The organism is Haloarcula sp. H-hyl6 (assembly GCF_056934455.1).
Window position 1 is genome coordinate 236,551 of record NZ_JBRIIK010000001.1, and the last position, 14,343, is coordinate 250,893.

Below are 14,343 nucleotides of genomic sequence, written 5' to 3' on the forward strand. Positions count from 1 at the left end.
ATAGTCCTTCTCAGACCACCCGAACACTCATCTTCGAGCCGTCAGGAACGACCCGTATGGGGGATTCAGGCAGGGAGAACCGGAAGCTGTGGGACGCGTGGAGCGACGACCATCAGGCACTGTGGAACGCGGCGACTGCCGAGGGTGGGCTTCCACCGGTGTACTCGCCGCTACCCGACCCCGAGTCGATGGCGGACTGGCAAGCCGACCGGTTGCCGGTCCGTGAAGAGATGGCGTTCGTCGAACTGGGCTGTGGCGGTGGGCAGGGGACGGTCGGCGTCGCCCGCGAAGGCGTCGAGACGGCCGTCGGTGTCGACTTCTCCATCGAACAACTCCGCCACGCGGTTCGCCTGCGAAACCTGTACGGCGTCGACGCCCGGTTCGTCACGGGCGACGTGACGGACGTGCCGCTGGCCGACGACGCGTTCGACGTGGCGTACTCGGGGTTCGTCTACTTCATGGTCGAGGACATCGCGGCGGCACTCCGAGAGGCCCACCGACTGCTCCGGGACGGCGGCGTACTCACCTTCGACGTACCCCACCCGTTTCACGAACTATTCGACCCGGAGACGCTGGCTATCGAACGGAGCTATCACACCACCGGGCCCCGCCGCGACAAGCACGACGAAGTCTTACACGAGGACATCGTCGTCTTCGACCGAACTGTGGGTGACCTCCACGCGGCGCTCGTGGACGCGGGATTCACCGTGAAGGAAGTGTACGAAGTCCCGCGGAGCGACGACCCAGACGACTACGACGAGGCCCCCGGCGGCAGTACGTCGCCGGAACTCCAAGCGAAGGTGCCGCGAACGCTCGGGTTCTGGGCCGTCGCAGACTGAGTGGTCCGACGGTGGCCGGGAGCGGCCTCCGTACCGCGACGACGGGGGAGGGCAAGCCGAAGAGTCGAGCGTACCGCGCCGGAACGCGGTTTCACCGGACGCGAACGTTGTGAGCGTCCGGCCGTTTTCCCCCACGTTTCTGCGAGGAGCGGTGAGCGCGATGCACTCACCCGACGACGTAAAAAGTGGTCGTCACATGTCCGGCCACGCCTTCGCGGCGCGACCGATGCCGGTGACGTCGGCTATCCAGCGGGCGGCGATACCCTTCTTCAGCACCTTCGCGGGGAGGCCACCGAACGTGTCGATGGGCATGCCCATCACGTCGTGGGCGACGGCCTCCTCGCCGACGGAGATGACGGTCCCCTTGTCCTTGTGCGTCCACGTTTTCAGCGGCTGACCGCGGACCGAACGGGCGAGGTTCTCACCGGCGACTTCGGCGGCCTGCCACGCGGCCTGTGCGGTCGGCGGGGCCGGCTGTTCGCCCGGCTGTTCGATGAGGGCGCAGTCGCCGATGGCGAAGACGCGCTCGTCCTCGGTCTGGAAGTCGCCCTCGGAGTGGATGCGGTGGTTGCGCTCGTCCTTCTCCAGGTCGACGTCGCGCACGCAGTCGCGACCGGTGATGCCGCCGGTCCAGACGAGGACGTCGTAGTCCAGTTCCTCGTCGTCGCCGATGTACACCGTCTCCTCGTCCACTTCGCCGATGAAGTCGCCGGTCATGATGTTCACGTCGGCGGCTTCGAGACGCTTGCGCAGGGCCCCCTGCAGTTCGGGGTCGTTGCCCGGGAACACCTCGTCCAGCCCCTCCACGAGGTGGATGTCTATGGGCGCGCGGTGCTGGTCGCGGAACTCGGCTATCTCGCCGCAGGTCTGGATGCCCGAGAGGCCGGCCCCGCCGACGACGACCTGCGCCGGGTCGCTCTGGGAGGCGTCGCGGGCCGCCGTCTGTATCGCGTCGTGGATACCCAGCGCGTCGTCGAGGCTCTTGAGCGTGTGGGCGTGCTCTTTGAGCCCCTCGATGCCGAAGAACGCGGTCTGGGAGCCGAGGCCCACGAGAAGGTAGTCGTACTCGACGTCGTCGCCGGCTTCGAGTTCGACGAGTCGCTCCTCGGTGTCGATGTCGACGACCGTGTCCTGTACGAACTCGGTCGTCGGCTGTTTGATTTCGTGGACGGGGATGGACACCTTCTCCTGGACGGACGGGTCCCGGATGCAGCGGTGGGACTCGTGGAGAACGAGGTGGTAGTCCGTGTCGGATATCCACGTCACGTCGGCTTCGCCGTTCAGTTCGTCTTCGAGGCTCTTGATGGCGCCTGCACCGGCATACCCAGCACCGAGTACGACGACCTTGTCGCTCATGATGGCGACTCGGGGGTCGGGTGATACAAAGGCTACGAAATCGCCGTCGTAGACCTGTCGTCGGCAGAGAACAATCGCGGAGAGTCGGGCCGCGTCAGAGCTATCGGCTGGATTTGGGGCGAGAAACGTTGACAAACAGAGAGGCCAAAAAAGATACTGCTCGCCGAATCAGTGTTCGGGCTCGCCGGCCGGCGCGCGCATGTCGTCGATAGTGAGGATGAGTTTGTTGTTCGTGTCGTCTTTCCCCTCCAGCGTGCCGATAATCTGGAGCTTCGAGAGGGGCGTCGGACCGACGGTGACGGAGTCGCCCTCGTGGAACTCGGAGATAGAGCCCTGTAGCTGAATCTCGGCGCGACACTCCTCGGGGTGGTGGACGCTCGTCAGGTCAATCTCCTCGACGTTGGAGTGTTCGACGAGTTCGCCGTTGTGCCGGAGGGGAACCTCGGCGGCTTGGTCCATGTCCTGAATCTGGAGGGCGTCGTAGGCCGTCGCCGTCGGCTTGTACCCGCCCTTCGGTCCGGGGACGCCCTCGACCAGTTGCAGGGCCTTCAGACTCTGCATCTGGTTCCGGATGGTTCCGGGGTTTCGGTCTACTTTCTCGGCGATGTCCTCGCCTTTCACTGCGCTCTCGCTCTCCCTGTACAGGTTCACGAGCTCCTGCAGAATGTTTTTCTGACTGGGTGTCAGCTCGATTGAAGACATAATGTGTCGTTCGGTACAGTCGTCCTTAAAAGCGACGGTGCTTCGTATCGTTTCCGGCTCTCCTCTGGGAGTTTTGGCAATCGAGTGGGAAGAATAAAAACGACACCCATTTACTCGCCGCTAAACCTGACACATGTATGGACGGACAACGCGTGCTCGTCACCGGCGGCGGCGGCTTCATCGGGTCGAATCTGGCCAACGCGCTGGCGGCTGACAACGAGGTGGTCGCTCTCGACGACGGCTATCTCGGCACGGCGGACAACGTCGACGAGACCGTCGAGTACGTCGACCGGAGCGTCCTCGAGGACGACCTGCCGACCGACGTCGACGTGGTGTTCCACCTGGCCGCGTTGTCCTCGTACGCGATGCACGAGGACGACGCGACGCGGGGCGCTCGCGTCAACGTCGAGGGGTTCGTCAACGTCGTCGAACAGGCTCGCGACGACGGTTGTGACACGGTAGTCTACGCCTCGACGTCCTCCATCTACGGCGACCGAACCGAACCGTCGCCCGAGGAGATGAGCGTGGCGGCGAACACGGGTTACGAGGCGTCGAAACTCGCCCGGGAACGGTACGCCGAGTACTTCCACAACCACTACGGAATGTCGATGGCCGGGATGCGCTTCTTCTCGGTGTATCAGGGCATGGAGGAGGGGGCAGAGGAGCACAAGGGCGAGTACGCGAACCTCATCGCGCAGTTCGCCGACGACATCGCCAACGGTCGGCACCCAGTCATCTGGGGCGACGGGAGCCACACCCGCGACTTCACGCACGTCGACGACGTCGTCCGCGGCCTCGAACTGGCCGCCGACCACGACCTCACCGGGGTCTACAACCTCGGGACCGGCGAGCAGTACAGCATCGACCACCTCGTCGACCGACTCAACGAGGCGCTCGGCACCGACGTCGAACCGCTCTACGAGGAGAACCCGATTCCCGACGAGGTGTTCGTCCACGACACCTGCGCCGACGCGTCGAAGATGCACGAGGCGACCGGGTGGGAACCAGAGATATCGTTCGACGAGGGCGTCGAACTCGTCTGCGAGCAGTACGAGTGAGACGATAGCGACGGGCGGGCGGCGGGGTTACGTCTGAGGGCGCTCGATGCCGCGGAACTCCAGTCGAGCGCCGCCCTCCGTTCCGTCGGTGGCGACCACCGACCAGTCGTGTGCCTCGGCTATCTCCCGGACGATAGAGAGGCCGAAACCGGTGCCGTGGTCCGACGTGGTGTATCCCGCATCGAACAGTTCGCTCCCGTCCGGTTCCGGGAACCCCGGCCCGTCGTCTTCGACGTAGAACCCCGACCCGTCGTCGAGCGGGCCGACACGGACCGTCACCGACGGTCCGCCGTGTTCGATGGCGTTGCGCAGGACGTTCGCTATCAACTGCCGAAGCCTGCTCTCGTCGCCGAGAATCGTGCCGAGCGAGGCGACCCGGTGGACGGTCGCGCCGGGGGCGTCGACGGCCGCCCACGTTACGTCAACCACGTCGTCGACGTCGACCGGCGAGGGAGAGACGACCTGATGCCCCTGTCTGGCGAGTGTGAGGACGTCATCGATGAGTTCGTCTATCCGTTCGAGCGCCGTCTCCACGGTGTCGAGGTGGTCGGCGGCCTCGTCGAGATCCGACGCGTCGGTGGCGAGTTCGAGGCGCAACATCGCCAACTGAAGCGGGTTACGTAGGTCGTGGCTCAGCATGCTCGCGAAGCGGTTCAGCCGCTCGTTCTGCCGTCGGACCTGCTCCTGTCGTTCCTTCCGTTCGGAAATGTCCCGGGTGACGCCGATGAGGCCGACCACCTCGCCGTCCGGGCCGTGCCACGGCACCTTCGAGGTGAGGTTCCACTGGTCGAGCATCGGCAGATACTCCTCCTTGTCGAGGACCGGTTCGTCTGCCTCGATGACGTGCATGTCCTCGACGTAGGCCCGTCGCGCGTGACGGTTGGCGACCATCCCGATTTCGGGGTCGGTCTTGCCGAGGAACTCGTCGAGCGAGTCCTCGAAGTACCCGGAACTGACGTATCGGTGACGGCCCTGTCTGTCCTTCACGTAGAGGTGGACGGGGATGGTTTCGAAAATCGTCTCCAGTAGGCGGCTCTTGTGCAGGAGTTCCCTGATTCGGAGGCGGTCCAGACCGCCCGACAGCAGTCGGTCGACGGTCTCGTCGTCTACGTTCGGCGTGAACGGTCCCTCGGGGTCCGGCGTCGAGTGCTGTTCGCCGGCGGCCCCCTCGAGTGCCACGTCCGTCACCGCACTCGTCAGCGCGGTGAACGCCTCGGGCCCGTCGTGGGTGACGAACTCGTCGACCACGGTGCTGACCGCACGCGGGGCGTCGGCGCGACTGTCGGAATCGGCAAAGAGAACTACCGGAAGGCAGGGGTGGGTCTCGCACACCCGCTCGGCCGCTTCGATGCCGTCGAACACGTCCGAGTGACCGACGACCAGACAGTCGACGTCGGGCCACGCCAGTCGGTCCAAGGCGTCTTCGGCCGACGTGGCGGTGTAGACGGCCATGTCCGCCCGTGACTCGAGTTCGCGGGCGACCGTACCGGCACGTGACTCGACGGCCCCGAGATAGAGGACGTGGTGCGCAGCGACGCTATCGTCGGTCCCCATCGATACCTACGGTTTCTTGGCCCGGAACTTAACTGATGCCCCTGCCCTTTATTCGCTGGACCGACAACGGCCGGTATGGACAGGACAGTGCGGATACTCGGCGTCCCGATGGACCTCGGCGCGGACCGCCGAGGGGTCGACATGGGACCGTCGGCCATCAGGTACGGCGGACTGGCGGACCAACTCGGTGACCTCGGCATCGCCTGCATCGACGGGGGTGACCTCGCGGTTCCCCGGCCGGAGGAACGTGACCCCGACGCGGACCAACCGCAGGGCGGCCGCGCCAAGTTCCGTCGCGAGACGGAGGAAGTGTGCGAGGACGTCACGACGGCCGTGCGAGGCACCATCGACGCCAGCGAGTTCCCCCTCGTTCTCGGCGGCGACCACTCCATCGCCATCGGGACCGTCGCGGGCGCGGCCGACCCCGACGAGTCGCTGGGTGTCGTCTGGTTCGACGCCCACGGAGACTTCAACACGCCCCAGACCACGCCGAGCGGCAACATCCACGGGATGTCCCTCGCGGCTATCCTCGGGAAGGGACCCTTCGCCGACGAGGAGTGGGCCCACACCCCTGCGGTCAGCGAGGAGAACGTCGCACTCGTCGGACTACGGAGTCTGGACGAGGAGGAACGCCGTCTCGTCCGCGAGAGCGACGTGACCGCATACACCATGTCCGACCTCGACGTCAGGAGCGTCCCGGCAGTCGTCGAGGACGCCCTCGACGTCGCGACGGACGGCACCGACGCCTTCCACGTCTCGCTGGACTTGGACTGGTTGGACCCCACCGAGGCCCCCGGCGTGGGGACGCCCGTTCGCGGCGGCGTCTCCTACCGCGAGGCCCACATCGGGATGGAGTGCGTGGCAGAGCGGCGCGACCAGTTGCGCTCGATGGAACTCGTCGAGGTCAACCCAATCCTCGACGACCACAACCGGACCGCGGAACTCGCCTGCGAACTGGCCGCGAGCGCCTTCGGCAAACGAGTGCTCTAGTCGCTCGGATACGCCGTGAGGCCGGCGTAGTCGGCGATGACGCCGTCGACCCCCCGGTCGAGGGCCGCACGGGCGTCCCGCCAGTCCCGGACAGTCCAGACGTACCGCGACGCGCCGAGGTCGGCGGCGACGTCGGCGAGCGTCCCTCCGCTACTCTCGTCGAGGATTGATAGCGGGAAATTGACCGCGTCGACGTCGTACCGGCGAGCGACGGCGGCCCCCGCGTCCGGGCTATCGCGGACGACGAGGACGGCGCGGGCCGCCTCGGGTTCGACCTCGTTCAGGGCGGCGAGCGCTCCCTCGTAGAACGACGAGTACAGCATCTCGTTGTCGAATCGGTGCGCGGTTTCGAGGACCGACTCCACGAAGGGCGCCCACCGCTCGCGTGCCCGCCCTCTGGCCGCCGCGTCGAGCGCCTCGCCCGCGCGAACCCCGTCAGTCCCCGGGTTCTTCAGTTCGACGTTCACGGCCACGCGGTCGGGGACTGCCGAGAGGACGGCGTCCAACAGCGGCACGCACTCGTCGGTCCCGAAGACCCGAGCGTCCGTGACCGCGTCGGTCGACTGCTTCCAGAGCACCCCCTCGCCGTCGGTGACGCCGCGGCTCTCACCGCGCCCGTCGAGTCGCCGGTCGTGGAACACGACCACGTCCCCGTCGGCCGTCGGTTGGACGTCTATCTCCACCGCGTCGGCTCCGTCCTCGGCGGCCGCCCGCACCGCCGCAACGGTGTTCTCGGGATACTGCCCGGCGAACCCCCGGTGTGCGACGACGGTCGGCTCGGTCACGGCTCCCTCCCCCCGGTCCTGCGAGTGAACGGTCTCACAGGTGCGATACGGACCCGTCTGTGGTGAGTGTGTGGGTCACACACGGCGAAAAAGGCCGCTCGCTTCGCTCGCGAGCTTACCCTTCAGCGGTCACCGCAGGTACCACCGTCACGCTCGCGACGCTGTCGCCCGCCTCCAGTTCCATGATGGTGACGCCCTTCGTGTTCCGGCCGACCTGTGAGACGTCGCCGGCCCGGATGCGCATAATCTGGCCGCGTTCGGACATGATGACGAGGTGGTCGTCGTCGCGGACGGCCTTCGCCGTCGACACCGGCCCGTTGCGGTCGTCGGTCTTGATGTCGATGAGACCCTGTCCGTAGCGGGACTGCGGGCGGTACTCGGTCAGCGCGGTCCGCTTCCCGAACCCGTTCCTGGTGACGGTCAGGAGCGACCGGTCGTCGTCGTCCGTCGTGGCGACCATCGCCGCGACACGGTCGTCGCCCTGCAGTTTGATGCCGTGGACGCCGCGGGCCGAGCGACCCATCTCGCTGACCTCACTCTCGTCGAAGCGGATAGTCATCCCTTGTTCCGTGGCGATGACGAGGTCACCGGTGCCGTCGGTGACGTCCACGTCCACGAGTTCGTCGCCCGCCTCCAGTTTCGCCGCGCGGATGCCCGTCGAGAGGATGTTCTCGAACTGGTCACAGCCGGTCCGCTTGACGTAGCCGTTCCGGGTGACCATCGTGATGCACTCGTCGGCCTCGAACTCGTCGGTGGAGACGACGGCGGTTATCTCCTCGCCGTCGTCCAGCGACAGGAGGTTGATGGCAGACTTCCCGCGTGCGGTGCGGGACATCTCGGGGACCTCGTAGGTCTTCAGGCGGTAGACCTGCCCCTGATTGGTGAAACAGAGCAGGTAGTCGTGGCTGTTCGCCCGGAACACCTTCGAGACGCGGTCGCCCTCCTTGGGGTCGGCCCCGATGATGCCCTTCCCGCCGCGGTTCTGCGGGTCGAACTGGTCGACCGGCATCCGCTTGATGTAGTCGTCCTCCGTGACGACGACCACGCAGTCCTCCTCGGGGATGAGGTCCTCGTGGGTGACCTGCCCCTCGTCCTCGATGATGCTGGTCCGCCGGTCGTCGTCGTACTCGTCTTTGACCTCCCGTAGTTCGTCCTTGATGACGCCGTCGAGTTTCTCCGAACTGCCGAGGACGGCTTCGAGGTAGTCGATGGTGTCCTGGACGTCGGCGTACTCGTCTTCGATTTCCGCGGACTCCATCGAAGTGAGCGAGCCGAGTTGCATCCGGACGATGTGGGCCGCTTGGTCCGCCGAGAAGTCGAAAGACTCCTGCAGACCCGACCGGGCGGCGTCCCGGTCCTCGCTGTTGCGGATGAGTTCGACCACGTCCTCGACGTTCTCCAGGGCCTTCAGGCGGCCTTCGAGGATGTGGGCGCGGTCCTCCGCTTCGGCGAGGTCGTGTTCGGAGCGTCGGCGGACGACCTCGCGGCGGTGCTCGACGTAGTGCTGGAGCGCCTCCTTCAGCGAGAGCACCTGCGGTTGGCCGTCGACCAGCGAGAGGTTGATGACGCCGAAGGTCGATTCGAGGTGGTGGTCGAGCAGTCGGTTCTCTACGACGTCGACGTTCGCGCCGCGCTTGAGTTCGACCACGATGCGGACGCCGTTGCGGTCGGACTCGTCGCGGAGGTCCGAGATGCCCTCTATCTTCCCCTCGTTCACGTCGTCGGCGATTCGCTCGACGAGCCGGGCCTTGTTCTCCTGATACGGGAGTTCGGTGATGACGATGCGCCCGTCCTCGCGGTCGACTTCGTACTCGGCCCGCACCCGCAGGCGACCACGGCCCGTGGTGTACGCCGAGTAGATGGCGTCGCGGCCGACGATGTTCCCGCCCGTCGGGAAGTCGGGCCCCTTGACGTGTTCCATCAGGTCCTCGACGGTGCAGTCGGGGTTGTCGATGAGGTGGACCGTCGCGTCGACGAGTTCGCCGAGGTTGTGCGGCGGAATGTTCGTCGACATCCCGACGGCGATTCCCGAGGATCCGTTGAGCAGGAGGCTCGGCACCTTCGCCGGCAGGACGTCCGGTTCCTGCAGTCGGTCGTCGTAGTTGCTGGAGAAGTCGACGGTGTCTTTCTCGATGTCGGCGAGCAGTTCCTCGGCGATGGGGGCCATCCGGGCCTCCGTGTAGCGCATCGCCGCGGGCGGGTCGCCGTCCATCGACCCGAAGTTCCCCTGCCCGTCGATGAGCGGGTACCGCATCGAGAAGTCCTGTGCCATCCGGACGAGGGTGTCGTAGATGGCGCTGTCGCCGTGTGGGTGGTAGTCACCCATCGTCTCGCCGACGATGGACGAGGACTTCCGGTGGCTGGAGCCAGAGGAGACCCCCATCTCGTGCATCGCGTAGAGGATGCGGCGGTGGACGGGTTTCAGGCCGTCGCGGACGTCCGGGAGCGCCCGACCCGCGATGACCGACATCGCGTAGTCGATGTAGGACTGCTCCATCTCGTCCTCGATGCGGACGTGTTTGATCTGCTCTGCCGGCGCGTTGGCGTCGTCGGATACGTCTGAACTCATATGTCGACCCACTCCGCTTCAGGCGAGTGCTCCTTGATGAACTCCTTCCGTGGCTCGACGGCGTCGCCCATCAGGATGTTGAACATCCGGTCGGCGGCCGCCGCGTCCTCGATGGTTATCTGCTTCAGGATGCGGTTCTCCGGGTCCATGGTGGTCTCCCAGAGCTGTTCGGGGTTCATCTCCCCGAGGCCCTTGAACCGCTGGACCTGCGTCGGGTTCCCGTCGCACTTCTCTTCGACGATGCGGTCCCGCTCTTCCTCGGTCATCGCGTCGTACGTCTCGCCCCGGTAGCGGATGCGGTACAGCGGGGGCTGGGAGGCGTAGACGTAGCCCGCTTCGATGAGCGGCTTCATGTGCCGGTAGAGCAGCGTCAGCAGGAGGGTGCGGATGTGTGCGCCGTCGACGTCGGCGTCCGTCATCATGATTATCTTCTCGTAGCGGAGGTCCTCGACGTCGAACTCGTCGCCGATGCCGGTGCCGAGCGCGGTGATGAGGTTCCGAATCTCGTCGTTCTCCAGAATCCTGTCGAGTCGGTGTTTCTCGACGTTCAGAATCTTCCCTTTGATGGGGAGGATGGCCTGGAACTCGGGGTTGCGACCCTGCTTGGCGCTCCCGCCGGCGGAGTCGCCCTCCACGACGAACAGTTCCGCTTTCTCCGGGTCGCGGGTCTGGCAGTCGGCCAGTTTCCCAGGCAGCGCCGTCGAGTCGAGCGCTGACTTCCGTCGCGTGAGTTCCTCGGCCTTCTTCGCGGCCTTGCGGGCCTTCGCCGCCTCGACTGCCTTGCCGATGATGGCTTCGGCCGTGTCGGGGTTCTCCTCGAAGAACGTCGAGAGGCCGTCGTGCATCGCCGACTCGACGATGCCCCGGACCTCGCTGTTGCCGAGTTTCGTCTTCGTCTGGCCCTCGAACTGCGGGTCCGGGTGTTTCACCGAGATGACCGCGGTGAGTCCCTCGCGGATGTCGTCGCCCTTCAGCGTGTCGTCTAAGTCTTTCAGGAGGTCGTTCTCCGTCGCGTAGTCGTTGACGACGCGCGTCAGCGACGTCTTGAAGCCGGTGAGGTGGCTACCGCCCTCGCGAGTGTTGATGTTGTTGGCGAAGGCGTGAATCGACCCCTGCAGGTCGGCGGTCCCCTGCATGGCGATTTCGACTTGGACGGTCCCCTCGGCTATCTCCTCCTCGTCCTCGAAGTAGACGACGTCGCGGTGGAGCGGGTCTTTCGTCTCGTTCAGGAACTCGACGAACTCACGGATGCCGCCGTCGTACTCGAACGTCTCCTCGTTGCCGTCGCGTTCGTCGGCGATGGTGATGGCTACGCCGGAGTTGAGGAAGGCGAGTTCTCGAAGCCGCGACTCCAGCGTCGAGAAGGTGAACTCGTCTGTCTCGAAGATGTCGTCGTCGGGCCAGAACCTGACCGTCGTCCCCGTCTCCTCGCCGGGTTCGAGGTCGCGGACGCGTTCGAGTTCGTACTCGGGTTCGCCGTGGTCGAAGCGCTGGCGCCACAGCGCCCCGTCGCGCTTGACTTCGACTTCGAGCCACTTCGAGAGCGCGTTGACGACGCTCACCCCGACCCCGTGGAGACCGCCGGAGACCTGATAGGACTTGTTGTCGAACTTCCCCCCGGCGTGGAGGATGGTCATCACGACTTCGACCGCGGGACGGCCGTGTTCTTCGTGTTCGTCCACGGGGATACCCCGGCCGTCGTCGCTGACGGAGACGGAGCCGTCCTCGTGGATAGTTACCTCGATGTTGTCACAGTAGCCAGCGAGGGCCTCGTCGATAGCGTTGTCGACGACCTCGTAGACGAGATGGTGGAGACCCCGGGCGTCGGTCGACCCGATGTACATCGCGGGCCGTTTTCGGACGGCCTCCAGCCCTTCGAGGGTCTGGATCGACTTTGCGCCGTACTCATCAGACTCACCTGACATAGGAATTGATTCTCCCTAATAGGGCGTGGTTCATAAAACTCCCGCACGCGCGTGTGCGCGTCGGCCGTAACCCATTTAATCGGGCCCTACTTTACGGGTCTGCGTCTGCACCGTTCACTTTCACCGTGGTGGCGATTACCTTTTAACCCCGACGGCGGTACCTACCGCACGACATGACCTCGTATCAGTCGCGACTCGGCGAGGGCGAGGGCATCGCCGAGGAGTTGGCCGAATCACAGCGGGCCATCTCCATCGCCGAGTTCTTCGAGAAGAACAAGCACATGCTCGGCTTCGACTCGGAGGCCAGAGCGCTCGTCACCGCCGTCAAGGAGGCGGTGGACAACGCGCTCGACGCCTGCGAGGAGGCCGGCATCAAGCCCGACATCTACGTCGAGATTCAGGAGGCCGACGACTACTACCGCCTCGTCGTCGAGGACAACGGTCCCGGTATCACGAAAGAACAGTTGCCGAAAATCTTCGGGAAGCTGCTGTACGGCTCCCGGTTCCACGCCCGCGAGCAGAACCGCGGCCAGCAGGGTATCGGTATCTCCGCCGCCGTCCTCTACTCGCAGTTGACCTCGGGGAAACCCGCGAAGATTACCTCCCGTCCGAAGGGGCAGGCCGACGCACAGTACTTCGAACTCATCGTCGACACCGACACCAACGAACCCGAAATCAGCGTCGACGAGACCACCTCGTGGGAGCGGCCCCACGGGACCCGCATCGAACTGGAGATGGAGGCCAACATGCGCGCTCGCGGGAGCCTCCACGACTACATTCAGGACACGGCCGTCGTCAACCCGCACGCCCGCATCGAGTTCGACGAACCCGGACTGGACGAACCGCTCAAGTTCGAACGCGTCGAAGGCGCAGAGCTCCCCGACGAGACGGAGGAGATTCGCCCGCACCCCCACGGCGTGGAACTCGGCACCCTCCTGAAGATGCTCGAAGCCACCGACTCCTACTCTATCTCCGGTTTCGTGCAGGAGGAGTTCACCCGCGTCGGCGGGAAGACGGCCGACAGCATCATCGCGAACTTCAACGACCGGCACTTCGGCCGCGGGATGGCGTGGAAGCCGCCGCAACTCCAGGAAGACGTCGACGTCGAGACGGCAGTCGAGGCGGCCGTCGCCAACAAGGACGCCACGGCCACGGCCGAGTTCGCCGCCGCCGTCAGCGACGAAATCCACGACCGCGACCGCGTCGCCCACCACGAGATAGCGGCCATCGTGGCCGACGCGGCCGAGACGGTCGAAGCCGACCACGACACCACGTTCGGGTCGACCGTCCGGGAGAACGCCGTCGAGGCCGCGTGGACCGCCGTCACCGACGAACGGACGAGCGACCTCTACGAACTCGTCGACGCGGCGACGACGGTCCGGAAGGACGACGCCGCCGTCGAGGGCCTCGCGAGCCGACTGGCCGAGAAGTTCTCGGACGACGGCCCCCACCGCCTGACCCGGGACGAGTTCCGCGCGTACGTCGACCGCGCGGCCGACATGACCGAAGAGCACGACGACGCGACCTTCGGCGAGACGGCCCGCGAGAACGTCGTCGACGAACTCTGGACCGCCGCGGTCCCGGTTCCGGACGACCCGCCGAAGGTCTCTGACGTGGCCGACGACCGGGACGCCGCCAGCCGACTTCTGGACGCGATGCGCGAGACGGACATCATCGCGCCGCCGACGGACTGTCTGGCCCCCATCGGGTCCGACCTCGTCGAGGAGGGCCTGCGCAAGGAGTTCGACGCGGACTTCTACGCGGCCTCCACGCGAGACGCCTCGGTCCACGGCGGCGACCCGTTCATCGTGGAGGCCGGCATCGCCTACGGCGGCGACCTCCCCGCCGAGGGGAGCGTCGACGTGATGCGCTTTGCCAACCGCGTCCCGCTGGTCTACCAGCGTGGGGCGTGTGCGACGACGGACGTCATCAAGAACATCAACTGGCGCAACTACAATCTCGACCAACCCGGCGGGTCGGGCATCCCCAACGGCCCGGCGGTCGTCATGGTCCACGTCGCGTCGACGAACGTCCCGTTCACGAGCGAGTCCAAGGACGCCATCGCGAACGTCCCCGAGATGGAAGACGAGATAGAACTCGCCATTCGTGAGGCCGCTCGCGAACTCAAGAGCTACCTCAACAAGCGCCGGTCGCTCCAACAGCGCCGGGAGAAACAGGACAAACTCGCGACCATCCTCCCGGAGATGGCCGAGAAGTTGACCGAGGTCACCCAGAAGGGCGAGTTGAACATCGACGACTCGCTGGCCCGAATCATGAACAACGTCCTCGTCGAGCGAGAGGTCGAAGACGGGCTAGTTCGTCTCGTCGTCGAGAACAACGACGACACGAACGCCGACGTCGACCTGACCGACATCGTCACCGCCGAACCGCAGGACACCAACGGCGCGACGGTGGTCGAGATGGACGGTGAGTGGTTCGTGAAGTGGTCGCCGACGGTGGCGGCCGGCGAGCGAGCGGTCCTGGAGTACAGCGTGGCAGACGACGCCGAGTTCACCGTCTCCGTCGACGGTGTCGAGGACGAGAAACTGACGGTGGACGCCTGAC

Annotated in this window: 10 protein-coding genes; 4 read left to right on the forward strand and 6 right to left on the reverse strand. The window is 65.8% G+C overall.

Annotation, left to right across the window (positions count from 1 at the left end; translation table 11 throughout):
* Positions 1-56 precede the first annotated feature (56 nt).
* Positions 57-839, forward strand: coding sequence for a class I SAM-dependent methyltransferase (locus Hhyl6_RS01120; protein WP_483737378.1), 783 nt, complete (start codon positions 57-59; stop codon positions 837-839).
* 192 nt (positions 840-1,031) lie between these two features.
* Here Hhyl6_RS01120 and Hhyl6_RS01125 read toward each other — a convergent pair whose 3' ends face one another.
* Both Hhyl6_RS01125 and Hhyl6_RS01130 read right to left on the reverse strand, forming a co-directional pair.
* Positions 1,032-2,195 (reverse strand): NAD(P)/FAD-dependent oxidoreductase, encoded by a 1,164-nt coding sequence (locus Hhyl6_RS01125; RefSeq protein ID WP_483737379.1) that lies wholly within the window; start codon positions 2,193-2,195, stop codon positions 1,032-1,034.
* A gap of 168 nt (positions 2,196-2,363) precedes the next feature.
* A complete protein-coding gene (locus Hhyl6_RS01130) occupies positions 2,364-2,897 on the reverse strand; it encodes an HTH domain-containing protein (protein WP_483737380.1) in 534 nt (177 codons plus the stop codon).
* Positions 2,898-3,034: 137 nt separating this feature from the next.
* Between Hhyl6_RS01130 and Hhyl6_RS01135 the strand changes: the two genes are divergently transcribed.
* Positions 3,035-3,955, forward strand: a complete 921-nt coding sequence (locus Hhyl6_RS01135; protein WP_483737381.1) for an NAD-dependent epimerase/dehydratase family protein — start codon at positions 3,035-3,037, stop codon at positions 3,953-3,955.
* Between the two features lie 27 nt (positions 3,956-3,982).
* Here Hhyl6_RS01135 and Hhyl6_RS01140 read toward each other — a convergent pair whose 3' ends face one another.
* On the reverse strand, positions 3,983-5,509 hold the full coding sequence (locus Hhyl6_RS01140; protein ID WP_483737382.1) for a sensor histidine kinase: 1,527 nt from the start codon (positions 5,507-5,509) through the stop codon (positions 3,983-3,985).
* Positions 5,510-5,584: 75 nt separating this feature from the next.
* Between Hhyl6_RS01140 and rocF the strand changes: the two genes are divergently transcribed.
* The gene (gene rocF, locus Hhyl6_RS01145) at positions 5,585-6,499 is read left to right on the forward strand and encodes an arginase (RefSeq protein WP_483737383.1); all 915 of its coding nucleotides are present in this window, start codon (positions 5,585-5,587) and stop codon (positions 6,497-6,499) included.
* Here the strand turns inward: rocF and Hhyl6_RS01150 are convergent.
* The 3 genes from Hhyl6_RS01150 to gyrB form a co-directional block, all read right to left on the reverse strand.
* Entirely contained in the window at positions 6,496-7,284 is a 789-nt protein-coding gene (locus tag Hhyl6_RS01150) for a glycerophosphodiester phosphodiesterase (RefSeq protein WP_483737384.1), read from the reverse strand. The two genes, rocF and Hhyl6_RS01150, sit on opposite strands and share 4 nt — an antisense overlap.
* A 115-nt stretch (positions 7,285-7,399) precedes the next feature.
* Positions 7,400-9,853: a DNA gyrase subunit A gene (gyrA, locus tag Hhyl6_RS01155; RefSeq protein ID WP_483737385.1), complete on the reverse strand. Its 2,454-nt coding sequence runs from the start codon at positions 9,851-9,853 to the stop codon at positions 7,400-7,402.
* Positions 9,850-11,778: a DNA topoisomerase (ATP-hydrolyzing) subunit B gene (gyrB, locus tag Hhyl6_RS01160; RefSeq protein ID WP_483737386.1), complete on the reverse strand. Its 1,929-nt coding sequence runs from the start codon at positions 11,776-11,778 to the stop codon at positions 9,850-9,852. Before gyrB ends, gyrA begins: the two co-directional genes overlap by 4 nt.
* Before the next feature lie 173 nt (positions 11,779-11,951).
* Between gyrB and Hhyl6_RS01165 the strand changes: the two genes are divergently transcribed.
* Positions 11,952-14,342, forward strand: a complete 2,391-nt coding sequence (locus Hhyl6_RS01165) for a DNA topoisomerase VI subunit B (protein WP_483737387.1) — start codon at positions 11,952-11,954, stop codon at positions 14,340-14,342.
* The last annotated feature ends 1 nt before the right edge of the window (position 14,343 follow it).